Origin of the sequence: Streptomyces sp. Inha503 (assembly GCF_047215865.1) — a bacterium.
Lineage (GTDB): Bacteria > Actinomycetota > Actinomycetes > Streptomycetales > Streptomycetaceae > Streptomyces > Streptomyces lycopersici.
The window spans coordinates 5,274,188-5,299,971 of the sequence record NZ_CP178360.1; the positions used below are offsets into that span (position 1 = coordinate 5,274,188).

Annotated in this window: 28 protein-coding genes and 1 tRNA gene; 8 read left to right on the top strand and 21 right to left on the bottom strand. The window is 70.3% G+C overall.

Annotation, left to right across the window (positions count from 1 at the left end):
* Positions 1-372: 372 nt before the first annotated feature.
* Both ACJX2R_RS21630 and ACJX2R_RS21635 read right to left on the bottom strand, forming a co-directional pair.
* Positions 373-675 (bottom strand): GroES family chaperonin, encoded by a 303-nt coding sequence (locus ACJX2R_RS21630; protein WP_044581870.1) that lies wholly within the window; start codon positions 673-675, stop codon positions 373-375.
* Between the two features lie 105 nt (positions 676-780).
* Entirely contained in the window at positions 781-1,143 is a 363-nt protein-coding gene (locus ACJX2R_RS21635) for a DUF3618 domain-containing protein (protein ID WP_413101479.1), read from the bottom strand.
* A gap of 141 nt (positions 1,144-1,284) precedes the next feature.
* Here ACJX2R_RS21635 and bcp point away from each other — a divergent pair, with 141 nt between their 5' ends.
* Positions 1,285-1,752, top strand: a complete 468-nt coding sequence (gene bcp / locus ACJX2R_RS21640) for a thioredoxin-dependent thiol peroxidase (protein ID WP_262699825.1) — start codon at positions 1,285-1,287, stop codon at positions 1,750-1,752.
* A 58-nt stretch (positions 1,753-1,810) separates the two neighbouring features.
* Positions 1,811-1,894, top strand: a tRNA-Leu gene (locus tag ACJX2R_RS21645).
* A 66-nt stretch (positions 1,895-1,960) separates the two neighbouring features.
* Here the strand turns inward: ACJX2R_RS21645 and rdgB are convergent.
* The 4 genes from rdgB to ACJX2R_RS21665 all read right to left on the bottom strand — a co-directional run bounded on the left by rdgB (position 1,961) and on the right by ACJX2R_RS21665 (position 4,350).
* Positions 1,961-2,596, bottom strand: coding sequence for an RdgB/HAM1 family non-canonical purine NTP pyrophosphatase (gene rdgB / locus ACJX2R_RS21650; protein WP_262699826.1), 636 nt, complete (start codon positions 2,594-2,596; stop codon positions 1,961-1,963).
* Between the two features lie 67 nt (positions 2,597-2,663).
* Entirely contained in the window at positions 2,664-3,059 is a 396-nt protein-coding gene (locus ACJX2R_RS21655; protein ID WP_413101480.1) for a hypothetical protein, read from the bottom strand.
* A 79-nt stretch (positions 3,060-3,138) separates the two neighbouring features.
* Entirely contained in the window at positions 3,139-3,870 is a 732-nt protein-coding gene (rph, locus tag ACJX2R_RS21660; RefSeq protein WP_413101481.1) for a ribonuclease PH, read from the bottom strand.
* A gap of 246 nt (positions 3,871-4,116) precedes the next feature.
* Entirely contained in the window at positions 4,117-4,350 is a 234-nt protein-coding gene (locus ACJX2R_RS21665) for a glucose PTS transporter subunit EIIB (protein ID WP_069863737.1), read from the bottom strand.
* 198 nt (positions 4,351-4,548) lie between these two features.
* Here ACJX2R_RS21665 and ACJX2R_RS21670 point away from each other — a divergent pair, with 198 nt between their 5' ends.
* Positions 4,549-5,799 (top strand): PTS transporter subunit EIIC, encoded by a 1,251-nt coding sequence (locus ACJX2R_RS21670; protein WP_037962145.1) that lies wholly within the window; start codon positions 4,549-4,551, stop codon positions 5,797-5,799.
* A 140-nt stretch (positions 5,800-5,939) separates the two neighbouring features.
* Here the strand turns inward: ACJX2R_RS21670 and ACJX2R_RS21675 are convergent, their stop codons facing one another.
* The 8 genes from ACJX2R_RS21675 to clpS form a co-directional block, all read right to left on the bottom strand.
* Complete coding sequence (locus tag ACJX2R_RS21675) at positions 5,940-6,692, bottom strand: MBL fold metallo-hydrolase (RefSeq protein ID WP_413101482.1); 753 nt, start codon at positions 6,690-6,692, stop codon at positions 5,940-5,942.
* A gap of 187 nt (positions 6,693-6,879) precedes the next feature.
* On the bottom strand, positions 6,880-7,830 hold the full coding sequence (locus ACJX2R_RS21680; protein WP_138915421.1) for a PLP-dependent cysteine synthase family protein: 951 nt from the start codon (positions 7,828-7,830) through the stop codon (positions 6,880-6,882).
* Positions 7,830-8,162: a MoaD/ThiS family protein gene (locus ACJX2R_RS21685; RefSeq protein ID WP_020870964.1), complete on the bottom strand. Its 333-nt coding sequence runs from the start codon at positions 8,160-8,162 to the stop codon at positions 7,830-7,832. Before ACJX2R_RS21685 ends, ACJX2R_RS21680 begins: the two co-directional genes overlap by 1 nt.
* Before the next feature lie 105 nt (positions 8,163-8,267).
* Entirely contained in the window at positions 8,268-8,384 is a 117-nt protein-coding gene (locus tag ACJX2R_RS21690; protein ID WP_014061047.1) for a putative leader peptide, read from the bottom strand.
* Between the two features lie 91 nt (positions 8,385-8,475).
* Positions 8,476-8,901 (bottom strand): Mov34/MPN/PAD-1 family protein, encoded by a 426-nt coding sequence (locus ACJX2R_RS21695; RefSeq protein WP_182471280.1) that lies wholly within the window; start codon positions 8,899-8,901, stop codon positions 8,476-8,478.
* 136 nt (positions 8,902-9,037) lie between these two features.
* Positions 9,038-10,453, bottom strand: coding sequence for an amino acid permease (locus ACJX2R_RS21700; protein ID WP_413101483.1), 1,416 nt, complete (start codon positions 10,451-10,453; stop codon positions 9,038-9,040).
* Between the two features lie 211 nt (positions 10,454-10,664).
* The gene (locus tag ACJX2R_RS21705; protein ID WP_413101484.1) at positions 10,665-11,276 is read right to left on the bottom strand and encodes a DUF2017 domain-containing protein; all 612 of its coding nucleotides are present in this window, start codon (positions 11,274-11,276) and stop codon (positions 10,665-10,667) included.
* On the bottom strand, positions 11,276-11,587 hold the full coding sequence (gene clpS / locus ACJX2R_RS21710; RefSeq protein ID WP_413101485.1) for an ATP-dependent Clp protease adapter ClpS: 312 nt from the start codon (positions 11,585-11,587) through the stop codon (positions 11,276-11,278). Before clpS ends, ACJX2R_RS21705 begins: the two co-directional genes overlap by 1 nt.
* Before the next feature lie 83 nt (positions 11,588-11,670).
* On the opposite strand from clpS, the gene ACJX2R_RS21715 reads away from it, so the two are divergent.
* Positions 11,671-13,005, top strand: a complete 1,335-nt coding sequence (locus ACJX2R_RS21715) for a nicotinate phosphoribosyltransferase (protein ID WP_413101486.1) — start codon at positions 11,671-11,673, stop codon at positions 13,003-13,005.
* A gap of 103 nt (positions 13,006-13,108) precedes the next feature.
* Positions 13,109-13,693: a nicotinamidase gene (locus ACJX2R_RS21720; RefSeq protein ID WP_413101487.1), complete on the top strand. Its 585-nt coding sequence runs from the start codon at positions 13,109-13,111 to the stop codon at positions 13,691-13,693.
* A 338-nt stretch (positions 13,694-14,031) separates the two neighbouring features.
* Here ACJX2R_RS21720 and ACJX2R_RS21725 read toward each other — a convergent pair whose 3' ends face one another.
* Together ACJX2R_RS21725 and ACJX2R_RS21730 are read right to left on the bottom strand one after the other, a co-directional pair.
* Positions 14,032-14,346, bottom strand: a complete 315-nt coding sequence (locus tag ACJX2R_RS21725) for a hypothetical protein (RefSeq protein ID WP_164430298.1) — start codon at positions 14,344-14,346, stop codon at positions 14,032-14,034.
* Positions 14,347-14,479: 133 nt separating this feature from the next.
* Positions 14,480-16,867, bottom strand: coding sequence for an immune inhibitor A domain-containing protein (locus ACJX2R_RS21730; RefSeq protein ID WP_413101488.1), 2,388 nt, complete (start codon positions 16,865-16,867; stop codon positions 14,480-14,482).
* Between the two features lie 319 nt (positions 16,868-17,186).
* On the opposite strand from ACJX2R_RS21730, the gene ACJX2R_RS21735 reads away from it, so the two are divergent.
* Positions 17,187-17,468, top strand: coding sequence for a hypothetical protein (locus ACJX2R_RS21735; protein ID WP_413101489.1), 282 nt, complete (start codon positions 17,187-17,189; stop codon positions 17,466-17,468).
* A gap of 5 nt (positions 17,469-17,473) precedes the next feature.
* Here ACJX2R_RS21735 and ACJX2R_RS21740 read toward each other — a convergent pair whose 3' ends face one another.
* The 3 genes from ACJX2R_RS21740 to ACJX2R_RS21750 form a co-directional block, all read right to left on the bottom strand.
* A complete protein-coding gene (locus tag ACJX2R_RS21740; protein WP_344316538.1) occupies positions 17,474-17,980 on the bottom strand; it encodes an RDD family protein in 507 nt (168 codons plus the stop codon).
* Positions 17,981-18,074: 94 nt separating this feature from the next.
* A complete protein-coding gene (locus tag ACJX2R_RS21745) occupies positions 18,075-18,677 on the bottom strand; it encodes an RDD family protein (protein WP_413101490.1) in 603 nt (200 codons plus the stop codon).
* 132 nt (positions 18,678-18,809) lie between these two features.
* On the bottom strand, positions 18,810-20,597 hold the full coding sequence (locus tag ACJX2R_RS21750) for an RDD family protein (protein ID WP_413101491.1): 1,788 nt from the start codon (positions 20,595-20,597) through the stop codon (positions 18,810-18,812).
* A gap of 303 nt (positions 20,598-20,900) precedes the next feature.
* Between ACJX2R_RS21750 and ACJX2R_RS21755 the strand changes: the two genes are divergently transcribed.
* Both ACJX2R_RS21755 and ACJX2R_RS21760 read left to right on the top strand, forming a co-directional pair.
* Positions 20,901-21,824, top strand: coding sequence for a helix-turn-helix transcriptional regulator (locus ACJX2R_RS21755; protein ID WP_262699842.1), 924 nt, complete (start codon positions 20,901-20,903; stop codon positions 21,822-21,824).
* Between the two features lie 100 nt (positions 21,825-21,924).
* Positions 21,925-22,974 carry an NAD(P)-dependent alcohol dehydrogenase gene (locus ACJX2R_RS21760; RefSeq protein WP_413101492.1) on the top strand — a complete coding sequence of 350 codons (1,050 nt, stop codon included), beginning with the start codon at positions 21,925-21,927 and terminating at the stop codon, positions 22,972-22,974.
* A 101-nt stretch (positions 22,975-23,075) separates the two neighbouring features.
* Here the strand turns inward: ACJX2R_RS21760 and ACJX2R_RS21765 are convergent, their stop codons facing one another.
* On the bottom strand, positions 23,076-24,443 hold the full coding sequence (locus tag ACJX2R_RS21765) for an FAD-binding oxidoreductase (RefSeq protein WP_413101493.1): 1,368 nt from the start codon (positions 24,441-24,443) through the stop codon (positions 23,076-23,078).
* 121 nt (positions 24,444-24,564) lie between these two features.
* Positions 24,565-25,560: a teichoic acid biosynthesis protein C gene (locus ACJX2R_RS21770; RefSeq protein WP_413101494.1), complete on the bottom strand. Its 996-nt coding sequence runs from the start codon at positions 25,558-25,560 to the stop codon at positions 24,565-24,567.
* Positions 25,561-25,784 lie beyond the last annotated feature (224 nt).

The following is a 25,784-nucleotide window of genomic DNA, read 5'->3' on the forward strand; positions in this document are numbered from 1 at the left end:
GGGGCGCGGGGCTGTGTCGATGTGCGGCTCCGCCGCGTGGGCGCGACCAGCCACGACGGCGCGACAGACGACCGACGGCAGGTCGGGGCACAACCTGCGGAGCGCTGGGGGGTCTTTCCCCTCCGCGCCCCTTCCCGATACCAGGGGCTCCGCCCCTGGACCCCGGGGGCCTGGGGCGGAGCCCTGCCACGCGGCGGAGCCGCATATCGATGCTGCGGGAAGGGGCGCAGCGGCTCCGGCCCGGGGTCTGGGGCGCAGCCCCAGTTGAGGGAAGGGGCGGGGAGGGGGAAGCATCGATATGCGGCTCCGCCGCGTGGCCCGCCGCAGGCGCCAAGACCCGGCGGGCGCCCCTGGGCGGTCCTACAGGCAGTCCTACAGGTAGAGCCCCGTGGAGTCGTCCGCGCCCTCCAGCCGCTCCGCGGCAACCGCGTGCAGATCGCGCTCCCGCATCAGTACGTAGGCGACCCCGCGGACCTCGACCTCGGCCCGGTCCTCCGGGTCGTAGAGCACCCGGTCACCGGGCTCCACGGTCCGTACGTTCTGTCCGACCGCGACCACCTCGGCCCAGGCCAGCCGTCGGCCGACCGCCGCGGTGGCGGGGATGACGATTCCGCCGGACGACCGGCGCTCGCCCTCCGGGATGTCGGTGCGGACCAGCACGCGGTCGTGCAGCATCCGGATGGGCAGCTTGTCATGGGTCGTGTTCGCACTCACGCCATGACCGTACCTGGCCGGAGGGCGGGATGACGCCTCAGGGCCGGAGCCCGCCGCCCCAGCCCCTCACCGGCGCCGCTTGGCGCACCACGAGGAGCGGGGCGCCTTGGCGGACCGGGCGGACCTGGCCGACAGTGCGAGCAGGCCGACCAGCCCGGCCACGAGGAGCGCGGCCGGCACGATCCGCTCCATGCGGGGCCCGCCCTCCTCCGACACCAGCTGGCCGCGCACGCCCGTCACCACTCGGTTGACGGACACATAGGCCCGCCCGGCGGTCCGGTCCACGGCCGACGCCGCCTTCGCCTTCGCGTCCCCGATGATCGTCTTCGGGTGCACCCGCACCCCGATCTCGTCGAGCGTCACGGCGAGCTCCTGCCGCCTGCGGGCGATGTCCGCCTCGATCTGCGCAGGGGTCCTGGCATCCGACACCGCGCTGCCTCCGTCGTCAGTCTCGATGGTTCGTGGTGGACAGTCTGTCAGCTCGCTCTCCTCACCGCCCCACGGCACCCCCGGACGGGAAGCTGGCTAATGTCGGGTGTGTACCCCCGATGCCAGGAGGAGCACCAGACCATGAGCGAGCGACTGAAGCCCGGCGACACCGCCCCCGCCTTCACCCTCCCCGACGCGGACGGCAAGCAGGTCTCGCTCGCCGACCACACCGGCCGCAAGGTGATCGTCTACTTCTACCCGGCGGCCCTCACCCCCGGCTGCACCAAGCAGGCCTGCGACTTCACCGACAACCTCGAGTTCCTCTCGGGTCACGGCTACGACGTCATCGGCATCTCCCCCGACAAGCCGGAGAAGCTGGCCAAGTTCCGCGACCAGGAGGGTCTGAAGGTCACCCTGCTCGCCGACCCCGCCAAGGAGACCCTGGAGGCGTACGGCGCCTTCGGTGAGAAGAAGCTCTACGGCAAGACGGTGACGGGCGTGATCCGGTCCACCGTCATCGTGGACGAGCAGGGCAAGGTCGAGCGCGCCCTGTACAACGTGAAGGCCACCGGCCACGTCGCCAAGATCATCAAAGACCTGGGGCTGTGACGGACCCGGGGCTCCGGCCCCGGCCCCCGTTCACCAGGCGATACCATGACCGTGCCGAGCGGCCGTGATGGAATTGGCAGTCATGCTGGGTTTAGGTCCCAGTGGGGTAACACCCGTGAGGGTTCGAGTCCCTCCGGCCGCACGCCACGCATACGCGGGCCCGGCTCGCCTCAGCGCGGGCCGGGCCCGCGGCGTCCTATGGGGCGGCTCACCCCAGGAGTTCGCGGACGACCGGGGCGATGGCGCGGAACGCCTTGCCGCGGTGGCTGATGGCGTTCTTCTCGTCGGGGGTCAGTTCGGCGCAGGTGCGGGTCTCACCGTGGGGCTGGAGGATCGGGTCGTAGCCGAACCCCCCGCCGCCCACGGGCTCATGGCGGAGGGTGCCGGTGAGCCGGCCCGAGACCACGCGCTCGGTGCCGTCGGGGAGGACGAGGGCGGCGGCGCACGCGAAATGGGCGCCGCGGTGTTCGTCGGGGACGTCGGCGAGCTGGGCCAGCAGCAGCTCGAGGTTGGCGCGGTCGTCGCCGTGCCGGCCCGACCAGCGGGCCGAGAAGATGCCGGGGGCGCCGCCGAGGACGTCCACGCACAGCCCGGAGTCGTCGGCGATGGCGGGGTGGCCGGTGGCCCGGGCCAGGGCGTGGGCCTTGAGGAGGGCGTTCTCCGCGAAGGTCACGCCGGTCTCCTTGACGTCCGGGACCTCCGGATAGGCGTCGGCGCCGACGAGTTCGACGTCGAGGCCGGTCTCGCCCAGGATCGAGCGCAGCTCGGTGATCTTGTAGGCGTTGCGGGTGGCGAGGATGAGACGGCGGGGGTGCGGAGGGTGTCCCTCAGTGCGTTGCTGCATAGCTCTCGATTATCGAGGGTGCGTGGCGCGTGCCGTTCGGGGGCGGTCAGGACGACTCGGGGGACGGTCAGGAAGAGCAGACCTTGGTCAGCTCGCCCGCCGCGTCCTTGACCGGGGTCAGATCGGGGTCCTTGCCGCTGTCGATGGACTTCTGGACGTTGTCCACGGCCTTCTGGAGGTCGTCGACGGCCTTGCCGACGTCCGCGTTGTCGGTGCGGTCGCCGACCTTGTCGATGTCCTTGTCGAGCGAGTCCAGGATCTTGTCGGCCTGCTGCGGGTCGACCGCGGCGCCGGTCACGGCGTCCTGGAGGTTGTCCACGTCGTTGGATATCTCGACCGCGAGCTGGGCGCAGTCCAGGGCCTTCTCCACCGCGCCGCAGCCCACGGTGACCGGCACGGCGAGCGCGACGGCGGCGAGGGCGGTGAGGGCGGTGGTACGGCGGTGACGGTGGCGCGGCGCCATGGAGTGGGTCCTTCCCCGGGAATGGTGCTGGTACCTGACTAAACGCCAGGCGCCGCGCGACGGTTGCCTGGTGCCGTCGTCAGTTCCCCTCGGCCAGTGCCGCGCGCTGGATTCCGGACAGCGTGTCACAGCCCGCCACGGCGAGGTCCAGCAGCCCGTCCAGCTCCTCACGGGCGAAGGGCTCGCCCTCGGCGGTGCCCTGCACCTCGACGAAGCGTCCGTCACCGGTACAGACCACGTTCATGTCGGTCTCGGCGCGCACGTCCTCCTCGTAAGCGAGGTCGAGCAGGGGGACGCCGCCGACGATGCCGACGCTGACGGCGGAGACGGTGCCGGTCAGCGGCTGCCGGGTGGCCTTGATCAGCTTCTTCCCCCGGGCCCAGCCGATGGCGTCGGCCAGGGCCACATAGGCGCCGGTGATGGCGGCGGTGCGGGTGCCGCCGTCGGCCTGGAGGACATCGCAGTCCAGGACGATGGTGTTCTCGCCCAGCGCCTTGTAGTCGATCACGGCGCGCAGCGAGCGGCCGATGAGCCGGGAGATCTCATGCGTACGGCCGCCGATCTTGCCGCGGACGGACTCGCGGTCACCCCGGGTGTTGGTGGAGCGCGGCAGCATCGCGTACTCGGCGGTGACCCAGCCCTCGCCGCTGCCCTTGCGCCAGCGCGGCACGCCCTCGGTGACGCTCGCGGTGCACAGGACCCGCGTATCGCCGAAGGAGACGAGGACCGAGCCCTCGGCATGCTTGCTCCAACCGCGCTCGATGGTCACGGGGCGGAGCTGGTCGGGGGTGCGGCCGTCGATACGAGACATGGGATGAGCCTATCGGCATCGCCAGGGGCCCCGGTCCGCGTCCGCGGCGGGGCAGGGGGCTTCTGATGGATCTCCGTGGGAGAAGGAGCGGGGCCTGGCGCCTGTGATCGCAAGGCGGAGGAGGGAAGCGACGCGGAGCGTCGTTGACCGACGACAACGCCGCGAGCGCTGGTGCCAGGGCACGCGACGCCACGGAGATCCATCAGAAGCCCCCTGGTCCCGGGGGACGGCGCGACGGTCAGCGGCTCACATCAGGTCTTCGATCTCGGCGGCGACGGGGTCCGCGTCGGTGCCGATGACCACCTGGATCGCGCTGCCCATCTTCACCACGCCATGGGCGCCCGCGGCCTTCAGCAGCGCCTCGTCGACCAGGGAGACGTCCTTGACCTCGGTACGGAGCCGGGTGATGCAGCCCTCGACCTCGACGATGTTGTCGATGCCGCCGAGCCCCTCGACGATCTTCTCAGCCTTGCTGGCCATGTTCGCTCCCTGTCGTACGTTCCGCCATGCGGCAAGTGGTCTACACCATTATGTGGGCGAAGACGTTACACGTCACTTGGAACGATAGATTCCTTCATCGGATCCCTCCGTGCTACAACAGGTCTACACCACATGTGGTTTAGACCATAAAGCGGGCCGTCCCTTCCCCCGAGAGCCCGCCTCACCAGGAGGAATCCGATGAGTACGGCCACCGCCAAGGCGGCGCCCGCCCAGAAGCGGGGTGCCGGCCTGTTCCAGGGACTCCAGAAGGTCGGCCGCAGCCTTCAGCTGCCGATCGCGGTCCTGCCCGCCGCCGGAATCATGGTCCGGCTCGGACAGCCCGATGTGTTCGGCGCCGACGGACTGGGCTGGGACAAGGTCGCCGCCGTGTTCAACAACGCCGGTGGCGCGCTCACCGGCGCCCTTCCGCTGCTGTTCTGCGTCGGCGTGGCCATCGGGTTCGCCAAGAAGTCGGACGGCTCCACCGCGCTGGCCGCCGTGGTCGGGTTCCTGGTCTACAGCAAGGTGCTGGAGGCGTTCCCGGTCGCCGACGCGGTGATCCAGAAGGGCGAGGACATACCGGCCAAGTTCAACGACCCCGGGGTGCTCGGCGGCATCATCATGGGGCTGCTCACCGCGGTGCTGTGGCAGCGGTTCCACCGCACCCGGCTGGTGGACTGGCTCGGCTTCTTCAACGGCCGCCGGCTGGTGCCGATCATCATGGCCTTCACCGGTATCGCGGTGGGCGTCTTCTTCGGCCTGGTCTGGGAGCCCATCGGCGACGGCATCAGCAACTTCGGCGAGTGGATGACCGGGCTCGGCTCCGCGGGATCGGCCCTGTTCGGCGCCGTCAACCGCGCCCTGATCCCGATCGGCATGCACCAGTTCGTGAACACCGTGGCCTGGTTCCAGCTCGGCGACTTCACCAACGCGGCCGGTGAGACCGTGCACGGCGACCTCAGCCGCTTCCTGGCCGGCGACCCGAGCGCGGGCATGTTCATGTCCGGCTTCTTCCCGATCATGATGTTCGGCCTGCCGGCCGCCGCCCTGGCCATGGCGCACACCGCCCGCCCCGAGCGCCGCAAGGCCGTGCTCGGCATGATGATCTCGCTGGCGCTGACCTCGTTCGTCACGGGTGTGACCGAGCCGATCGAGTTCTCGTTCATGTTCATCGCCCCGCTGCTCTATGTGATCCACGCGGTGCTGACCGCCCTCTCGATGGCGATCACCTGGGCCCTGGGCGTGCACGCGGGCTTCAACTTCTCCGCGGGGTTCATCGACTACGCGCTGAACTGGAGCCATGCCACCAAACCACTGCTGATCATCCCGGTGGGGCTGGTCTTCGCGGTGGTCTACTACGTGGTCTTCCGCTTCGCGATCACCAAGTTCGATCTGCCCACCCCGGGCCGTGAGCCCGAGGAAGAGGTCGAGGACCTCACCAAGGCGTAGACCGCCGCCCCGCGCCCCGTGCGAAGGCCCCGGAACCGGACTTGAACCGGTTCCGGGGCCTTCGCGCGTACGGGGAGCGCTCGGGGCCTTCGCGCGTACGGGGAGCGCTCGGGGCCTTCGCGCGTACGGGGACGGCGCGCCTACACCTCGTAGACCGCGCCCGCCTTGGCCAGCTCCACCGGGCCGCCGAAGACCGCCTGGGCGTCGCGCTGGTTGATCTGGGGGTCCGTCCACGGCGGCACATGGGTGAGCACCAGGGCCCCGACCCCCGCCCGCAGCGCGTGCTCGCCCGCCTCGCGGCCGTTGAGATGCAGCCCCGGGATGTTCTCCTTGCCGTGCGTGAAGGCCGCCTCGCACAGGAAGAGGTCGCCGCCCCGGGCCAGGTCCACCAGGGCCTCACAGGGGCCCGTGTCGCCCGAGTAGACCAGCGAGCGGCCGCCGTACTCGATCCGGAAGCCGTACGCCTCCACCGGATGGCACACGCGCTCGGCGCGGATGGTGAAGGGGCCGATCTCGAAGCTGCCGGGCGTGAGCGTGCGGAAGTCGAAGACCTCGCGCATCGACTTCTCGTCGGGCACGTCGTCGTACGCCTGGACCAGCCGCCGCTCGGTGTCCTCGGGGCCGTAGACGGGGATCGCCTCGGCGCGGCCACCGTCGTGCCGGTAGTAGCGCGCGACGAAGTATCCGCACATGTCGATGAAGTGATCGGGGTGGAGATGGGACAGCAGCACGGCGTCGAGGTCGTAGAGACCGCAGTGGCGCTGCAACTCGCCAAGGGCGCCATTGCCCATGTCGAGGAGCAGCCGGAAGCCGTCGGCCTCGAGGAGGTAGCTCGAGCAGGCCGATTCCGCGGACGGGAACGACCCTGAGCATCCGACGACGGTGAGCTTCATGAAGCAGGAACCTCCTTGAGGGGTCCCCATGCCGAGGGCCATGGGCGGGTGCGGGGGGTCATGCGGTGCCCACGAGCGTAAGGCGCAAAAACCCAGGCAGCTCCTCCACGGGGCCGCGTTGTGGGCGGAATCACCAGGACGGAGCCGGGTGGCGCCCGGCCCTGCCCCCCGTCGGCCGATTCGGTCTCTACGCCCAGAGCTGGCCGTGCAGCGTCTCGATCGCCTCCTCGGTGGTGGCCGCCGTGTAGACACCGGTGGAGAGGTACTTCCAGCCGCCGTCGGCGACGATGAAGACCACATCGGCGCTCTGCCCGGCCGTGACCGCCTTACGGGCGACACCGAGGGCGGCGTGCAGCGCGGCCCCGGTCGAGACGCCCGCGAAGATGCCCTCCTGGGCGAGGAGTTCCCGGGTGCGGGACACCGCGTCCTCGGAGCCGACGGAGAAGCGGGTGGTCAGGACGGACTCGTCGTACAGCTCGGGGACGAAGCCCTCGTCGAGGTTGCGGAGTCCGTAGACGACGTCGTCGTAGCGCGGCTCGGCGGCGACGATCTGGACGTCCGGCTTGTTCTCGCGCAGGAAGCGGCCGACGCCCATCAGGGTGCCGGTGGTGCCCAGACCGGCGACGAAGTGGGTGATGGAGGGCAGGTCGGCCAGGATCTCGGGGCCGGTGGTGGCGTAGTGGGCGCCGGCGTTGTCCGGGTTTCCGTACTGGTACAGCATCACCCAGTCCGGGTGCTGCTCCGCCAGTTCCTTGGCCACCCGGACGGCGGTGTTGGAGCCGCCGGCGGCGGGCGAGGAGATGATCTCCGCACCCCACATGGCGAGCAGCTGGCGCCGCTCCTCGCTGGTGTTCTCCGGCATCACGCAGACGATGCGGTAGCCCTTGAGCTTGGCCGCCATCGCGAGGGAGATGCCGGTGTTGCCGGAGGTGGGCTCGAGGATGGTGCAGCCGGGGGTCAACCGGCCGTCCTTCTCGGCCTGTTCGATCATATGGAGCGCGGGGCGGTCCTTGACCGAGCCGGTGGGGTTGCGGTCCTCCAGCTTGGCCCAGATCCGTACGTCGGAGGAGGGCGAGAGCCGCGGCAGCCCGACGAGCGGCGTATTGCCGACCGCGGCCAGAGGGCTGTCGTACCGCATCAGAGCATGCCCGCCCGTCGCCCGGCCACCACCCCAGCAGGACGGGGCTCCGCCCCGAGAGCCCCACCTGCGACAGCCGGGAGGATCGTCACATTGTCGCCGTCCGAGACCTTGGTGGAGATGCCGTCGAGGAAGCGGACGTCCTCGTCGTTCAGATAGACGTTGACGAAGCGGCGCAGCTCGCCGCCGTCGACCAGGCGCTCCTGGATGCCGGAGTGCCGGCTCTCCAGGTCGGCGAAGAGCTCGGCGAGCGTGGCCCCGCTGCCCTCGACCGCCTTCTGGCCGTCGGTGTAGGTGCGGAGGATGGTCGGGATGCGGACCTCGATGGCCATGTCTGGGCTCCTGTCGGAGGGCGGGGTGGACTCCCGGACCGGGAGCGGCCGGGAGGGCGTCGTCGAAGGGCGTCGGGCGTCGCGTCGGGCGTCTCGGGCGCGCGCTCAGGCGGCCACGGCGCGGCGCGGACACATCGCGCTGGCGAGCCGGCACAGGTCGACGTGGAGCCGCGCCACGAGCAGCATGCCCGGCGTCTTCTCGCTCACGTCATCGAAAACCATGGACTCATCGTATCGATTCCCGAACCGGACTCCGGTAGGTGATCCCGCGATACGGACGGGTAGCGACCGCGATACGAGACAGCATGGCGATTCAGCCACCCGGGACGATCTCCACCTCTTCCTCGGTGACCTCGCCGTCCACGATCCGGAAGGACCGGAACTGGAAGGGCCCCTCGTCATTGCCGCATTCGGCCGTGGAGACCAGGACGTAGTGGGCACCGGGCTCATTGGCGTAGGAGATATCGGTACGGGAGGGGTACGCCTCGGTGGCGGTGTGCGAGTGGTAGATGACCACCGGCTCCTCGTCCCGGTCGTCCATCTCGCGGTAGAGCTTGAGCAGGTCACCCGAGTCGAACTCGTAGAAGGTGGGGGAACGGGCCGCGTTCAGCATCGGGATGAACCGTTCGGGGCGGCCGCTTCCGGCCGGGCCCGCGATCACACCGCATGCCTCGTCGGGGTGGTCGGCACGGGCGTGCGCGACGATCTTGTCGTGGAGCGCCTGGGTGATGGTCAGCATGAGCACACAATAGGAAAGAAGAGGGGGCGGCGCGCAGCGCCTCCGTTGAGGGTGGTGGCGGGAGACGGGCGGGCGGGCTCCGGACAGAGGTCCGGAGCCCGCCTGCTGAGATGCTGCGCCCGAAAGGCGATACGGCTTAGTTACGCGCGTACTCCGGCTCCGCCGCGTCACTCTGGTCGAGCGGCCGAGCCCCGCCGCGGGCCTTGAGGACGTACCAGCCGATCACCAGGCAGACGGCCCACCCGGCGCCGACGTACAGGGAGACCCGGCCGTCCTTGTCGTAGGCGACCAGGCAGGTCACGAACAGCAGGAAGACCACCGCCACCCAGCTGAAGAACGAGCCGCCGGGAGCCGGGAAGGACGAGGCGGGCAGCCGGCCGGCGCGGAACGCGTGGCGGTACCGGATGTGGGCGAACAGGATCATCAGCCAGGTCCAGATGCCGCAGGCCGTGGACACCGAGGTGACGTAGGTGAACGCCTTCTCGGGGACGACGTAGTTGAGGAGCACGCCGATGGCCATGAAGAGGACGGAGAAGGTGATGCCGATGGCCGGGGACTTGCGGAGGTTGAGCCGGGCGAAGATCCTCGGCCCCTCACCGCTGGTCGCCAGGTCGCGCAGCATCCGGCCGGTGGAGTACATGCCGGAGTTACAGGAGGACAGGGCCGCGGTCAGGACGACGAAGTTGACGATACCGGCGGCGAGGGGGATGCCGATCTTGGAGAAGCCGTGCACGAAGGGGCTCTCGCCGGCCGAGAACTCGGTCCACTTGACGACGGCGAGCAGCACCGTCAGGGCGCCGACGTAGAAGATGATGATGCGCCACGGCAGCGTGTTGATCGCCTTGGGCAGGGTCTTCTCCGGGTCCTCGGACTCGCTCGCGGTGACGCCGACGAGCTCGACGGCGATGTAGGCGAACATCACGCCCTGGAGGGTCATCAGGCTGTCGCCGATGCCGTTGGGGAAGAACCCGCCATGGGACCAGAGGTTCGAGGCGGCGGCGGTGTCACCGGCGTCGGAGAAACCGAGGGTGAGCACACCGAGGCCGATCACGATCATGCCGATGATCGCGGTGACCTTGACCATCGAGAACCAGAACTCGACCTCACCGAAGACCTTGACCGAGATCAGGTTGACCCCGAAGAGCACCACCAGGAAGACCAGGGCGCTGACCCACTGCGGGATCGAGGGGAACCAGAAGTTGATGTAGATGGCGGCGGCCGTGAGCTCGGCCATACCGGTCACCACCCACAGCAGCCAATAGGTCCAGCCGGTCACATAGCCGAAGAACGGGCCCAGGAACTCCCGGATGTATTCCGCGAAGGAGCCCGTGGAGCGCCGGTAGAGGAGCAGCTCACCGAGCGCTCTCATGATGAAGAAGACGACCACGCCCGCGAGGGCGTACATCAGGATGATGCTCGGGCCGGCCTTGGCGATGTTCGCCCCGGCACCCATGAACAGGCCGACGCCGATGGCGCCACCGATAGCGATCATCTGGACCTGGCGACTGCCAAGGCCGCGCTCATAGCCCTCTTCAGGAGCCGCTGAGGTCATATTGCTGCGCCTTTCTCCCTGTGGCGGCTGGCTGCGATCGTGAAGATTTACCACGACCGTCACGCTGATCCACTGCGTCGCGTGTGGTGCACGCCATAGGAAGAAGCGGACAAAGGTTATGCCGTGCGGCAAAGTTAACGATCGCAGTGATGCGATCGTTATCCGGAGTTGAGCATCCTCTAAACGAACACTCAGTAATTGCCGGAGGGCATCATTCCGGCATGAGGGTCTCGATCAGGGTCTCCTGGAGCCCACCGAGCCAGAAGTACGCCATCACCATCGGCTTGCGCGGATCGGAGTCCGGCAGCCCCAGCAGCTCACCGCCGTCGTCCTCGTCGGTGACCTCCAGCCGGGTGCCGATGGCCAGCCGCAGGTCGTTGAGCGCGCCCAGCCACCGCCCGGACTTCTCCGGCCCCAGCTCCAGCACCCCCGGGGCCCCGCCCGAGGAGCCGGAGCCCAGCGCGTCCAGGTCGCGCACCACCGTCAGGGCGTCGTCGCGCTTGCGCGCCCGCAGGTCGTTCTCGGTGAAGCGGCGGAACTCCGCGGACGCCTCCCGCGCCTCCTTCTCCTCCCGCGCCCCGAGCTCCCGGTCCGGCGGGGAGTAGGCGTCCGGGAAGAGCCGGGCGAGCGCCGGATCCTCCGGCGGCTTGCTGGGGCCGTCCGCGAAGAGCGCGGCCAAGGGGTCCTCGCCCCCGGCGGGCTGATCACCCGGGCCGATCAGCTCGGCGAGCTGCATGGCCAGGCTGCGCAGGATGGAGATCTCCACCTCGTCCAGGGCGATGGCGGCACCGCCGCCCGGCAGGGGTTCGAAACGTCCCGACATCAGCGCTCCTGCTGGAGGATCGCCCACAGGCCGTAGCCGTGCATCGCCTGCACGTCGCGCTCCATCTCCTCGCGGGTGCCGCTCGAGACGATCGCGCGGCCCTTGTGGTGGACGTCGAGCATCAAACGGTTGGCCTTGTCCTTGGAGTAGCCGAAGTAGCTCTGGAAGACGTAGGTCACATAGCTCATGAGATTGACGGGGTCGTTATGGACCACCGTCACCCACGGAACGTCGGGTTCCGGCACCGACGAGGGTGCTTCACGGGATTCGGGACGTTCGATCTCCACGGGCGCGACACTCACACGTCCCATGCTGCCACCCGGCACAGGCCGTCGCCTAAACCGGCACCCAGATCTCGTCACTCTGACGAGTACGGGAGGTAGCATCGTCAACCATGGACACTGCGGACTTGGGACTGCCGGTGGACGTGCCGTCGACCGCCCTCTTCACCGACCGGTACGAACTCACCATGCTTCAGGCCGCGCTGCGGGCGGGCACCGCCGACCGCCGCTCGGTCTTCGAGGTCTTCACCAGGCGCCTCCCCGAGGGCCGGCGCTACGGCGTCGTGGCGGGCACCGGGCGGGTGCTGGACGCCGTCGAGAACTTCCGCTTCGACGCCGGCGTGCTGGACTTCCTCGCCCAGCAGCGGATCGTGGACGAGCCCACGCTCGGCTGGCTCGCCGACTACCGCTTCCGCGGCGACATCTGGGGCTACCCCGAGGGCGAGGTCTACTTCCCCGGCTCGCCGATCATCCGGGTGGAGGGCACCTTCGCCGAGGCGGTGCTGCTGGAGACGGTCATTCTGTCCATCCTCAACCACGACTCCGCGGTGGCCGCCGCCGCGTCCCGGATGTCCACCGCCGCGGGCGACCGGCCGCTCATCGAGATGGGCGCCCGCCGCACCCATGAGCTGGCCGCCGTGGCCGCCGCCCGCGCCGCCTACGTCGGCGGCTTCACCACCACCTCCGACCTCGCGGCCGGATTCCGCTACAACATCCCCACCGTGGGCACCAGCGCCCACGCCTTCACCCTGCTGCACGACAGCGAGCGGGACGCCTTCACGGCGCAGGTCCAGGCGCACGGCAGCGACACCACCCTGCTCGTGGACACCTATGACGTCGCCGAGGCGGTGCGCACCGCCGTGGAGGTGGCCGGCAAGGACCTGGGCGCCGTAAGGATCGACTCCGGCGATCTGCTGCTGCTCGCCCACCGGGTGCGCCAGCAGCTGGACGAGCTGGGCGCCAAGAACACCAAGATCGTGGTGACCAGCGACCTCGACGAGTACGCGATCGCCTCGCTGGCCGCGGCCCCCGTGGACGCGTACGGGGTCGGCACCCAGCTGGTCACCGGCAGCGGCCACCCGACCAGCTCGATGGTCTACAAGCTGGTGGCGCGGGCGGTTTCGGACGACGCGGACGCGCCGCTGCTGCCGGTGGCCAAGAAGTCCATGGGCGCCAAGACCTCGGTGGGCGGCCGCAAATGGGCCGCGCGGCGGGTGGACGAGCAGGGTGTGGCCGAGGCCGAGGTGATCGGCACCGGTGAGGTCCCCGAGCAGCTGGCGGGCCGTCAACTGCTGGTGGAGCTGGTGCGCGGGGGCGAGATCGTGGCCCGCGAACCGCTGGACGCGGCGCGGGACCGGCACATCGCGGCGCGGGCCGGACTGCCGCTGTCGGCCACCCAGCTCTCGCGCGGGGAGCCGGTCCTGCCCACCGAGTACGCGCGGTCGTGAGGCGGGCCGGTCCGGTCATGAGCGGGAACACGGGGCACGCATGAGCGGGAACACGGGGCACGCCCACTGCCGCAATCGCCGCGGAGTGTCTACCCTCGGTGACATGCACCGGGCACTGATCGTCGTCGACGTCCAGAACGACTTCTGCGAGGGCGGAAGCCTCGCGGTGACGGGGGGCGCGGACGTCGCCGCCGCGATCACCGATCTGATCGGGGAGGCCACGCCCGGTTACCGGCACGTCGTCGCCACCCGTGATCACCACATCGATCCGGGCGATCACTTCTCGGAGAACCCGGACTACGAGCACACCTGGCCGGTGCACTGTGTCGCGGGCACCGAGGGCGTCGGATTCCACCCGAACTTCGCGCCCGCCGTCGCCTCCGGCGCGATCGACGCGGTCTTCGACAAGGGCGCGTACACGGGGGCGTACAGCGGCTTCGAGGGCGCCGACGAGCACGGCACCCCGCTCGCCCAGTGGCTGCGCGAGCGGGAGGTGACCGAGGTGGACGTGGTGGGCATCGCCACCGACCACTGTGTGCGGGCCACGGCGCTGGACGCGCGCCGCGAGGGGTTCGCGGCGCATGTCCTGCTGGACCTGACCGCGGGCGTCTCCCCGGGCACGACCGAGCGCGCCCTGGAGGAGCTGCGGGCGGCCGGGGTCGACCTCAGCGGCAAGCCGGTCGTCTGAGCGCCCCGGAGGCGCCCTGAGCGCCCCCCAGCCCCCTTCCCGGCAGCTTGCCGGCCTGGCCCGACCGGCTGCCCTCCCGGGCCCGGTGCTACGCGGCGTCCGGTGGGCCTTTCCCCTACCCGCCCCTTCCCGTTACCAGGGGCTCCGCCCCTGGACCCCGGGACGCCCTTCGGGCGTGTCCTCAATCGCCGGACGGGCTGAAATCAGCCCCTCCGGCGATTGAGGAGCGGGGTCTGGGGCGGAGCCCCCCACGCGGCGGAGCCGCATATCGTCAGGCGTCGGGAAGGGGCGGGGAGGGGAGCAGCCCGCCGCAGGCGTCACGATCCGCCGGGCACCCCCTACGACGCCGGGGCCGGGGGTCTGAGGAGGGCGGCCATGGGGTGCCAGAGCTCCCCTCCGCGATCCGGCGCGGCGCGCCAGACCACCCCGTCGGGATGGTGGAGCACCGCCGTCACCTCATCGGGTGTCGGCGGCGCCGTATTGCCGCGCAGATAGACAGCGCGAAGCCCGAGATTGCGGAGCCTGGTCAGGGCTCGCTGACGGTTCGCGGCGTGTACCAGTACGCGGACGCCACCCTCGCCCAGCGGGCGCGGCAGCGTCAGTGCGACCACCACACTGCCGCCCGGCAGCTTGGTAAATCCTCCGTCGGCCATTGCGGTCATGTCCCCCGTGAGACGTCGTGTCAACAAGAAGGTCTAAGGGGCATCTAAACGCGAACGGCCGCCGCCCGCTAGGGGGCGACGGCCGCTACCGCTCTGACCTGCGAAAACGCAGACTGGTGTGGATCTAGGAGGCGGACGGTCCGACCTGGACGGTCATCGTCGAGCCACCCGGGAGCTCCTTGAGGATCTTGATCCGGGTGTTGGTGTCAGCAGTCTGGACGCTGCCGGTCGGGTTGCTCTTGTCCCAGTACGTACCCTTGTGGTCGTCGAAGACCGGGATGCCAGGCTTCGGCTTCACCTTGGCGGCCTTGCCGTCGTTGTGCAGCGTGAAGCCGTCCGAGGGGAGCCGACTGAAGGGCGAGTCGTACGCCTGGATCCGGTTGCGCATCAGCGCGCCGTCCGCCCACTTCTCGGCGGCGGGGTGCGCGTCGATCGGCAGGATCAGACCGCTGCCCGGGTGGACGCCGACGTTGTTGTCCGGCTGCGAGGTGTCCCACTGCCAGATCAGCAGCCCGTTCTGGTACGGGAAGTGCTCGACCCAGTTGGGCCGGCTGGAGGCCCAGCCGAAGTTGTACGGACCGGTCTTGAGGGTGGTGTCGTACGACACGTACTGGCGGTTCTCGGCGAGGTAGTACTGCGGGTAGTCCTTGGTGAAGGAGCCGCCGATGCGCGAGAAGCCGTTGGCGGTCCAGCCGTTGTCGTCGCCCTCGGCGCCGTCGCTGAAGACCGGGGCGCCGTCCGCGGTCAGGGTGATCGCGTCGGCCGCGAAGCCCTTCTGCGCCACACCGCCGTCGGTCTGGTAGCGGAAGCGCAGGTCGATCTTCTTGCCCGCGTAGGCGTCCAGCGGGAAGGAGAGCTTCTTGTACGCGCCGGAGGTGCCGGTCAGCGCGGGCTTGTCACCGGCGTCGCGCGGGATGGCCTTGCCGTCCGCGGTGCCGTCGACGGGCGTCCAGTTGGCGCCGCCGTCCGTGGAGACCTCGGCGTAGAGGTAGTCGTAGTTCTCCTCGATGTCCCACCAGCCCTGGAGGTCCAGGCTGGCCTTGGACTTACCCGTGAGGTCCACCGACCGGGTCAGGGTGTTCTTGAGGTCGTCCCCCATTCCGCTCCACCACTGCTTGGAGCCCTCGGCTGGGGCGACCACCTCGGTGGTGACGGCCTTGGCGGGCAGCTCGACCACCAGCGCCTGCTTGTTCTTGGTGTTGTACTCGGCCACCCCGAGGGTGTGGGTGGACTTCTTACCGGCCTTGGCCGAGGCGTAGTTCAGCCAGCCCAGCTGGAGCTTGTCCCAGGCGTTCATGTCGCCGGGCAGATCGCCGATGGCGTCCTTACCGGTGCCGAGCCAGGATCCCGCGGACATCAGCGACCAGTAGGCGACGGACGACTCCCCCTTGCCGGTGGTGTCGTACTCGTCCGGCAGCCCCAGGTCATGGCCGTACTCATGGGCGAAGACGCCGAGGCCGCCGTTCTCCGGCTGCATGGTGTAGTCGCCGACCCAGATGCCGGTGTCGCCGATCTGCGTACCGCCCGACTTGTTCTCGCCGGGGCCGGTCTTGCCCGCGTCGGTGCCGTACGCGTACCAGCGGTGCGCCCAGATGGCGTTCTCGCCCTGGACCCCGCCGCCCGCGGACTCGTCCTCACCGGCGTGGACGATCTGGAAGTGGTCGATGTAGCCGTCGGGCTCGTTGAAGTTGCCGTCGGCGTCGTAGTCGTAGCGGTCCCACTGGTCGTACTTGGCCAGGTCCGCCTTGATCTGCGCGTCGGTGCGGCCGGCCGCCTTCTGGTCCTTGGCCCACTGGTTGACGCCGTCGCGGATCAGGTCCCAGGCGTTGGCGCAGTTGGTGTCGCCGCAGTAGTTGGACCCGTAGCGCGCCTCGTTCCAGTCGACCTTGACCCAGTCGGAGACCTCGCCGTCCACCGAGTAGCGGCCCGAGGACTGCTTCTCGTAGTACTTCTTCAGGGACTCCTTCTTCTTGTCCTTGGAGAAGTAGAGGTCCTGGAAGTGCTGGCGGTTGTAGTCCTTCTGCCAGGCGGTGCTGTTGTCGTCGGCGCGGTCCGGCCGGCCTATGGTGTTGTGCGCCGGGCCCGGGTCGCCGCCGTACTTCTTCACCGGCGGTTTGGGGCCGTCCCCGTCCGGGTCGTACATGGTGGTGTCGTCCACCTTGTCGCCGAACTCGACCAGGATGGTGAAGATCTTGTCGGTCTTCTCCCGGGCCAGCTCGACGTACTTGCCCTTGCCGAGCTTCACGACCTTGGACGCCCCGCGCGTGGTCGCCTTGGTGTCGCCGGAGATGACCTGACGCAGCGCCTCCTGGCGCTGCGCTTCCCGCTGCTTGCTGTAGGGACCTTCGAGGTCGTGCTGGACATCCGTCTTCGCGGGCGCCGGATCATGGCGCTCGACACGCGTAGACGGTGCGTCCGCCTGGGCCATGCCGGTCGATAGTGCCGCCGCTCCGAGCGCGGCCACCACTGTGGCTATGGCGGCCGATCTGGCCGCCCTCCGTTGGCTGTTCACTCGCTCAGTCCTCCCCTTTCCACACCAGTGCCGGACATTTGACCGGAGTGGCAGGAGAAAAGACAGACCTTGACTTGGACTGATGAGACAAGTACGTTCTGCGATCCCGACGTTCCGTTTAACGGACGGCAACGGGCGCGCCATGCACGCCGGTTGGCACACCCGATGATTCCGTGCGCCCCCTGTGCAACGGCGTCGTGGGTGAGGTCACGCTTACTTCCGTTCCGCACGGGCATGCAGGACCGTAGAGTCAGGACTGACGGTGCACTTCAGCCTGGTTCATGCCCCCTGCATATCGCCCCCGAGGACGGATCCCGCCATGCCGCGTCCGACTCCTGCACAGCTTGCCTATGGTTCGGCCACCGTCGTTCTCTCGACCTTCGCCATGCTGCTGCTCTCCCAGACCCGATCGGGGCTCGGGATGGCGGTGGTGACCGTGGTCGGGTTGGTTCTCGGGCTCCTCGTCGCCGTCACCGTGCCGGTGGCCCGGGTGTCCCGCTCCGGCCGCACCGTCCGCACCAGCCGCCCCGTGGCGGGGTCCGGACCGGCCGACCCGGCGCGGGCGCACACCCGGGCGCACGCCGACTCACTGCACGGCTGACCCACTCACTGCACGGCTGACACCACGACGGTCCGCGCGGCCTTGTCGTGCAGACAGCGCTGGAACGGCTTGTCCCACAGCAGTGACGCCGAGTTGACCAGCCAGAAGACCGTGCCCACCAGCAGCGGGATCAGCATCCCCGGCAGGACGTAGACCGCCGCGCGGACCCAGCCCTGACCGGCCGGCACATTCCCGTCGGACAGCATCGCCACCCGGATGCGCAGCGCCTTCTTGCCGAGCGTCTGTCCGCTGCGGGCCAGCATGACGCCCTCGTAGCCGAAGTAGAGCGCCATCGTGATGATGAGCGCGAGGGTCACCTTGCCCATGTCCTGCTCGCCCGGGTGGTCCATCGTGTACTGGAGCGCGCCGGTCGCCGTGAGCGCCACCGTCCAGATCGCGCCGAGGATGACGATGTCGATGAGCCGGGCGGTGAAACGCTGACCAGGGGTGGCCAGCGGGGGCATCCCTGGGGGGATCACAGGCGGGGGCGAGGACAGCGGGTCGGGGGCCATGCCCCCGATTACATCAGCGCTCCCGGAGGACCGGAAGCGCAGGGGGCGTCTCGGGGGCTCGGGACGCGCCTCGGGGTCAGGGGGACGTCAGAGATCAGGGCGCGGCCGAGACCACCAGCGTCTTGGCCACCTTGTCATGGAGGCACTGCCGGTAGGGCCGGTCCCAGGTGCACCACAACACATTGATCAGCCAGAAGAGGAAGCCGCAGCAGGGCACGATCTCCGGCAGGGCGTACACCCCGGCGCGCACCCAGCCCGCCTGGCCGACCGGCGGCCCGCCGTTCTCCAGCATGGCGACCCGGATCTTCATCGCCTTCTTGCCGACGGTCTGGCCGTCCCGGGTCAGCATCAGCCCCTCGTAGAGGAAGTAGACCAGGACGTATACCAGCGTGACGGTGGTCGAACGCGCGTTGCCCTCGATCGGGTCATAGCCCTCGGCGATCGCGGTCACGACGAGCCCGACCGGGATGCCGATGAGCAGCGCGTCGATGATCCGGGCGATCAGACGGCGGCCGAGGTGCGCGAGCGGGGGCATCCCGGCGTACGGCTCGGGCCCCGCGGTGTGGTCCTCGCGGTCCCCGTGGTCCCCGTGCTCCCCGTACGGGGAGCCGTTCGCACGCGGTTGCTTCGCGAACGGATCGCTGCTGTCCCGGTCCCGGGGCTCATCGGGCCCGGGCGGCGGCTGATCGGTGCTCATGGCCCGAGTCGACCCCGGAGCCGGGACGGCCGCATCCGGCGCGCCCCGTTCGGGCGACCGGGCTCGTCCATCCGCCGCAGCCGGGGCGGATGTCCGGTTCGACGGCGGCGGGCGGCCCGGTCGGCCGCCGCCTCAGTCGGCCGACGCGACGAAGGTGCGGGCCGCCTTGTCGTGCCAGCACTGCCGCCACGGGCGGTCGAACAGGCACCACAGCACGTTCAGCACGCCGATGACGAGCACCCCCAGCACCGAGTAGACCAGCCAGCGGCGCAGCGCGGCGCCGAAGGACGGGGTGTCGTGCTCCTCGATGTCCAGCACCCGCACCCCGCACAGCCTCTTGCCGAGCGTGCGGCCCCACTTGACGGTCGGCAGCGTCTCCAGGACGACGCCGAGGACGAGCAGCAGACCGAGGACGATGCCCAGATAGCCGCTGGTGGTGCCGTCCAGGAAGTAGACCGTGACGGTCTCGCCGCTCTGCTTGGCCGCCTCGACCTTCTCGTCGATGTGGTCGCTCGTCTTGCTCCACAGCGGGAACGCGACGGCGCCGACGACGCCGAACAGCACGACCGAGTCGATCAGCCGGGCGGCGAGGCGGCGGCCGAGCGAGGCGGGCCGCCCCTCGGCCTGGGCGGCCAGGAGGAAGGGGTTGTCGACGGGCGGCTTCCAGGGGATGACGCCCTCGGGCGCGCCCGAGGGCGCGCCGCCCGGACCCACGCCGTGCGGGGCCGCCTGGGGAGCGTGCGGCGCGGCCTGCGGCGGGCTCTGCGGCGGGCCGGGCTGCTGGGCGAACCGCCCCTGCGGCTGCCAGGCCGGGCCGCCGCCCTGGGCGGGGATACCGCCGAAGGGCTGCTGGGGCTGGTGTGTCTGCGGGGGCTGCGGGGGCTGGTGTGTCTGCGGAGGCTGCTGGGGCTGGTGCGCGGGCTGGGCCGGGGGCGCGGCCTCGGCGCCCTTGCGCGCGCCGCCGCGGCCGATCGCCCGGATCGCCATCGTCCCGTCGTCCCTACCGGCCGCCTGGCCCTGGCCCCGGCCCTGGCCCCGGCCCTGGCCCCGGCCCTGGTCCTGCCCCTGTTCCCGGTCCTGCCCCTGGCCGGTCGTGGGTGCCGCTCCGCCGCCGCGTCCCACCGTCCGGAACGTCATCGTCCCGTCGCCCGCCGGGGCGGGGGTCCCGCCCTCGTCCGCCGGGGGCAGCTCCGGAGCCCGGCGTACGGGCGGCAGGGCCTGCGTCGAGCGGTCCGTCGTACGCCCGCCCCCGCCCGCGCGCATGGTCAGCGTGCCGTCATCGCGCCCGGCGTCCTCACCCGGGCCCGCGCGCCGCGGGTCGGGCACGCCGGGCCACTGCCCGCCACCGGCTGGTCCGCCACCGGGCTGCCCGGCACCGGCCCGGGAGTCGCCGGGGGCGTCCGGCTCCGCTCCCCAGGAGATCCGGCGGTCCTGCTCACCGCCGAATCCGCCCTGCTGGGCGGCGTCCGCCTGCCAGGCCGAGCCGGCGTCGGGGCGGGTGCCGTGCAGCCGCTGGGGGTCGTTCCAGTCCACGGACGCCGGGACCCCGCCGGGCGGCACCGGCTGCGCCCCCATGCCACCGGCCGCCGCCTCGGGCGGCCCGCCCGCGCCGCGGACGTCCATCTCGGCGCTCCGGCGCAGCTCGGGCAGTGCGCTGCCGGTCTCCTCGGCGGCCCGCGGCGCCGGATCCTCGTCCAGGAACATCGGGCCCGTCTCGTCCGGCGGCGGGCTGATCACCTGGGTATGGGTGACCCCGGGCGGCGGCGCGGGCATGGCCTCGCCCTCGGCCGGGGCGGGACGGCTGGTGCCGGGCACCCAGGCGGCGCCGTTCCAGTAACGGATGTACCCAGGGATGGACGGATCAGGATAAAAGCCAGGAATGGAGCTGCCGTCCGCGGATCCTGAGGTAGGGGCGCTCATGATCTCCGATGTCCCATATCTGCTCGGCCGTGCTGTACTGCGCTGCGCCTTTGCGGTGCCTCGCGGTGAGGGTGGAGCGTAAGCAGTTTGCCGTACAGGAGCCGCAGTGCAACCCGGAGCGCGCGGTCAAGGTCTATCAGACCGGCCCACCGGCACCAGCCCACCGCTCCCGCCACCACTCTCCCGTGCGAGCGCCACGAAGCCTTACGAGCGGCGGCGGCCCGCATGGCCCCGCCCGGCCTAGGTTCAGCAGACCTACTCTGGCACGCTCGGATGCCTTTTCCGTTGCCAATACTGGAACCCATGGACCGCAATACCGAGCTCAGTGAGTTCCTGCGGAGCCGCAGGGCACGTCTGAGCCCCGGCGACGCGGGCGTGAGCGTGAGCAACGACAGCCCCCGCCGGGTGCCGGGGCTGCGCCGCGAGGAGCTGGCGCAGCTGGCCGGCGTGAGCACGGACTACTACACGCGTCTGGAACAGGGCCGTCACCTCAATGTGTCGGAGACGGTGCTGGACGCCGTGGCCCGCGCCCTTCAGCTCAATGAAACCGAACGTGCGTACCTCTTCGAGCTGACCCGGCCGCGCCCCCGGCGCGCGGTGCGCCGCCGACCGCCCCGCCCCCAGCGGGTGCGGCCCGGGGTACACGCGCTGCTGCGCATGCTGGACGGGGTCTCACCGGCCTTCGTCCTCGGGCGCAGGGGCGATGTCCTGGCCTCCAATCAGCTGGCCCGGGCGCTGATCATCGACTTCGAGGCGCTCCCGTACCACGAGCGGAACATGGCCCGTTTCATGTTCCTCGACGAGGCGGCCCGTTCGCTGTGGCCGGAGTGGGAGACGGTCGCGGCGGAGATGGTGGCGTCCCTCCGGCTGGAGGCCGGGCGCCACCCCGACGATCCCCGGCTGACCGAGCTCGTGGGCGAGCTCACCATCAAGAGTCCTGAGTTCCGCACCTGGTGGGCCGACCACAACGTGCGGGAGAAGACCCACGGCGTCAAGCTCTACCACCATCCGGTGGTCGGGGACATGACGCTGGCCTACGAGAACGTGACCGTGCCCGGCGATCCCGACCAGGCTCTGTGTATCTACACGGTCGAGCCCGGCTCCCCCTCCGAGGCGGCCCTGCGGCTGCTGGCGAGCTGGACCGCGACTCCCTCGGCCGATCGTTCCGCGCCGCCCTCGTCCGAAGCGCGTCCTTCGGGGGGATCGTCCTCCGACGTCTCCCCCTGATCCCCCCTTCCCCCGCACACCCTTCCCCCCTCCCCCTCCTTACCTCCCCCTTCCCTCCATCCATCCCCTTTTTTCTAGTTAGTCCCAGGGAGACACGTTTATGACCACCAGCGTCACCGCCTACGCGGCCCCCGCCCCGAAGGCCCCGCTGGAAAGGACCACCGTCGAGCGCCGCGCCCTGCGCGAGCACGACGTGCTGATCGAGATCGCCTACGCCGGTATCTGCCACTCCGACATCCACCAGGCCCGCGAGGAGTGGGGCACCGCCCTCTTCCCGATGGTGCCCGGCCATGAGATCGCCGGTGTGGTCGCCGAGGTCGGCTCCGCCGTGACCAAGTACGCCGTCGGCGACCGGGTCGGCGTGGGCTGCTTCGTCGACTCCTGCCGCGAGTGCGAGAACTGCCTCGCGGGCGAGGAGCAGTACTGCCTCAAGGGCGAGGTGGCCACGTACAACGGCAAGGAGTACGACGGCGCCCCCACCTACGGCGGCTACAGCACCCACATCGTGGTGGACGAGAACTACGTACTGCGCATCCCCGAGGGGATCTCGCTGGACGTGGCCGCCCCGCTGCTGTGCGCCGGGATCACCCTCTACTCCCCGCTGGCCCACTGGAACGCCGGTCCCGGCAAGAAGGTCGCCATCGTGGGCCTCGGCGGCCTCGGCCACATGGGCGTGAAGATCGCCCATGCGATGGGCGCCGAGGTGACGGTGCTGAGCCAGACGCTCCGCAAGAAGGACGACGGGCTGCGGCTGGGCGCCGACCACTTCTACGCCACCAGCGACGAGTCCACCTTCACCGAGCTGGCGGGCACCTTCGACCTGATCGTCAACACGACCTCGGCGAACCTCCCGCTGGACGGCTATCTGTCGCTGCTGAAGCTGGACGGCACGCTGGTGCACGTGGGCGCGCCGGAGAACCCCAGCGCGTTCAACCAGTTCTCGCTGATCATGGGCCGTAAGTCGATGGCCGGATCGAAGATCGGCGGCATCCGGCAGACCCAGGAGATGCTCGACTTCTGCGCCGAGCACGGGCTCGGCGCGGAGATCGAGCTGATCGACGGCGAGCGGATCAACGAGGCCTACGACCGCGTCGTGAGCAGCGATGTGCGCTACCGCTTCGTGATCGACATCGCCTCGCTCAAGGCGTGATCGGCTACTCGGGCGCGATCAGCCGCTGAGACCGAGGCCGTCCGGACCACCCCCGGGTCCGGGCGGCCTCACCATAAGCCGACCCTCAGAACAGCCGGCCCTCAGAACAGCTTGCCGGGGTTGAGCAGGCCCAGCGGGTCGAAGACCTGCTTGATACCGCGCTGCATCTCCATCCCCACCGGGCCGAGTTCACGCGCCAGCCACTCCCGCTTGAGGACGCCGACGCCGTGCTCCCCGGTGATGGTGCCGCCGAGCTCGAGGCCCAGCGCCATGATCTCGTCGAACGACTCCCGGGCCCGCCGCGACTCGTCCGGGTCCGCCGGGTCGAAGCACACCGTCGGATGGGTGTTGCCGTCCCCGGCGTGGGCGACGACGCCGATCGTGAGATCGTGCTTCTCGGCGATGGCGGCCGTGCCGTCGATCATCTCGGCGAGCCGGGAGCGGGGCACACAGACGTCGTCGATCATGGTGACGCCCTTGACCGCCTCCAGCGCCGGAAGCGTCATCCGGCGGGCCTGGAGCAGCATGTCGGACTCGGCGGCGTCCTCGGCCGGGACCACCTCCGTGGCACCGGCCGCCGTGCACAGCTCGGCCACGGCGGCGAGGTCGGGGGCCGGGTCCGGGGTGTCGAAGGCCGCCATCAGCAGGGCCTCGGTGGACTCCGGGAGGCCCATGTTCCCCATCGCGTTGACCGCGCGGACGCTCGTACGGTCCATCAGCTCCAGCAGCGAGGGGGCGTGGCCGCGCTCCATGATCCGGCAGATGGCGTCGCAGGCGGACGCGGTGGAGGGGAACTCGGCGGCGAGCACGAGCTGTTCGAGCGGGGCGGGCTTGAGGGCGAGGACCGCTCGCACGACGATGCCGAGGCTGCCCTCGGAGCCGACGAAGAGCCGGGTCAGGTCGTAGCCCGCGACGCCCTTGGCGGTACGGCGGCCGGTCTTCAGCAGCCGGCCGTCGGCGAGGACGACATCGAGCCCGAGGACGTATTCGGCGGTGACGCCGTACTTCACACAGCACAGCCCGCCGGACGCGGTGCCGATGTTGCCGCCGATCGTGCACTGCTCCCAGCTGGAGGGGTCCGGCGGATAGTAGAGGCCCCTCTCCATCACCGCGCGGGACAGGGTCGCGTTGATCACGCCCGGTTCGACGACCGCGATCCGGTCCACCGGGTTGATCTCCAGGATCCGGTCCATCTTGACCAGGGACAGCACGACGCAGCCGTCCGACGCGTTGGCCGCGCCCGACAGCCCGGTGCGCGCGCCCTGGGGCACGATCGGGACGCGCAGCGCGGTGGCGGTGCGGCACACGTGCTGCACCTGCTCCACCGTGCGCGGGAGAACGACCACGGCGGGCGCGCCCGCATCGCAGAAGCTCGCCATGTCATTGGCGTAGGCCCCGGTCACATCGGGGTCGGTGAGCACCGCCTCCTCGGGGAGGCCCTCCCGCAGCAGCTCGATGAGGTCCGTCATATCTCCAGACTCGCACCCGGGAAGCGCCCGGGGAAGATCGCCGCAGCGGACGGATGACCGCGAGGAGGGCCTTGAGAGGGTCCGTGGGCAGGGCCGTGAGCAGGGCCGTACGTACGGACTGCTACTGCGCCTTGTAGTAGACGCTGACCTTACGGTCCCCGGCGACGCCCGAGGCGAAGCCCATGCACAGCCGGCGGGGGCTGGACAGCTGGACGGCCATCCCCTCGGGCTCGCGGTAGCTCAGCGAGTAGGCGGCCTCGGTGCGGGCGCGCTGGACGAGTTCGCCGGTGCGCAGATCGACGCAGGAGACGTAGGCGTTGCCGTGGCCGGAGGGCGGGTTGGCGCCGTCCTCGCCGGTGTAGGCGGTGCCGGTCAGCTGGTACACGTAGTCGCCGAGGACCGTGAAGCCCTGGAAGACCTCGCCGTCCTCGACACCGGTCTGGGGTATGTCGTCGTACACGGCCGTGTAGTCGCCCGCGCTGACCCCGGACAGGCTCATCAGCCGGTAGCGGACCTCGCCGTCGAGGCGGTGGCGCAGCAGCAGCCGGCGGTTGAGCATGTCGACGGCGGGCTGATTGCTGGTGGAGCCCGCCACCGGGCGGTGCTTGACCAGCGAGGACGAACCGGACGACAGCACGGTGCCATCGGCGAACTTGAAGCGGCTGATGGCGCGGCCGTAGCCGGAGTCGGGGTTGGCGTCCGACTCGGTCCACAGATAGACGGTGGAGCCGACCGGCTCACAGCCCATGGCGACGCCGTGCCCGAACCCCTTGAGGTACATCGAGCCCAGCTCCGCCCCGGCCAGGGACAGCTTGGTGACGCACAGATCGCCGTGGGCGGCGCGGTCGGCGCCGGAGACGGGGGCGGACTCCCCGCTGAGCCGGATCCCGCCCTCCATCAGCTGGATCGTGTAGACGTGCCCGCCCACGTCGTCGAACGCGAAGGACTGCGCCACGGTGGAGTTGTGCGGGGTCTTCTCGCGGATCAGCTGGGTGGAGGGCACCGACAGGTCGAACCGGCCGCCCGCCACGGTGGCGGCCCCCGCGCGGGCGGCGAAGGCACCGAGTGCGCCGGCCGCGGCGACTCCCCCGCCGAGGGTGAACCTACGCCTGGTCAAACGGCCCGCAGTGTACTTTTCCGTGTGCATTGATACTCAACAACTCCCGTGTGATCACGCCGTGTTGGAGTGAACAGATCGCCGTGAGTGTAGACGGTGAGAAAGCGCTCCCATTCAGGTGTTCGCATTTTCTGGCACCGGCGGCGCATGGGCACGGGAGTGTGGGCGCATGTGCGCGGAATTGGGGGACCGCCCCGCACGGCCGTGCGGGGCGGGGGCGGTCA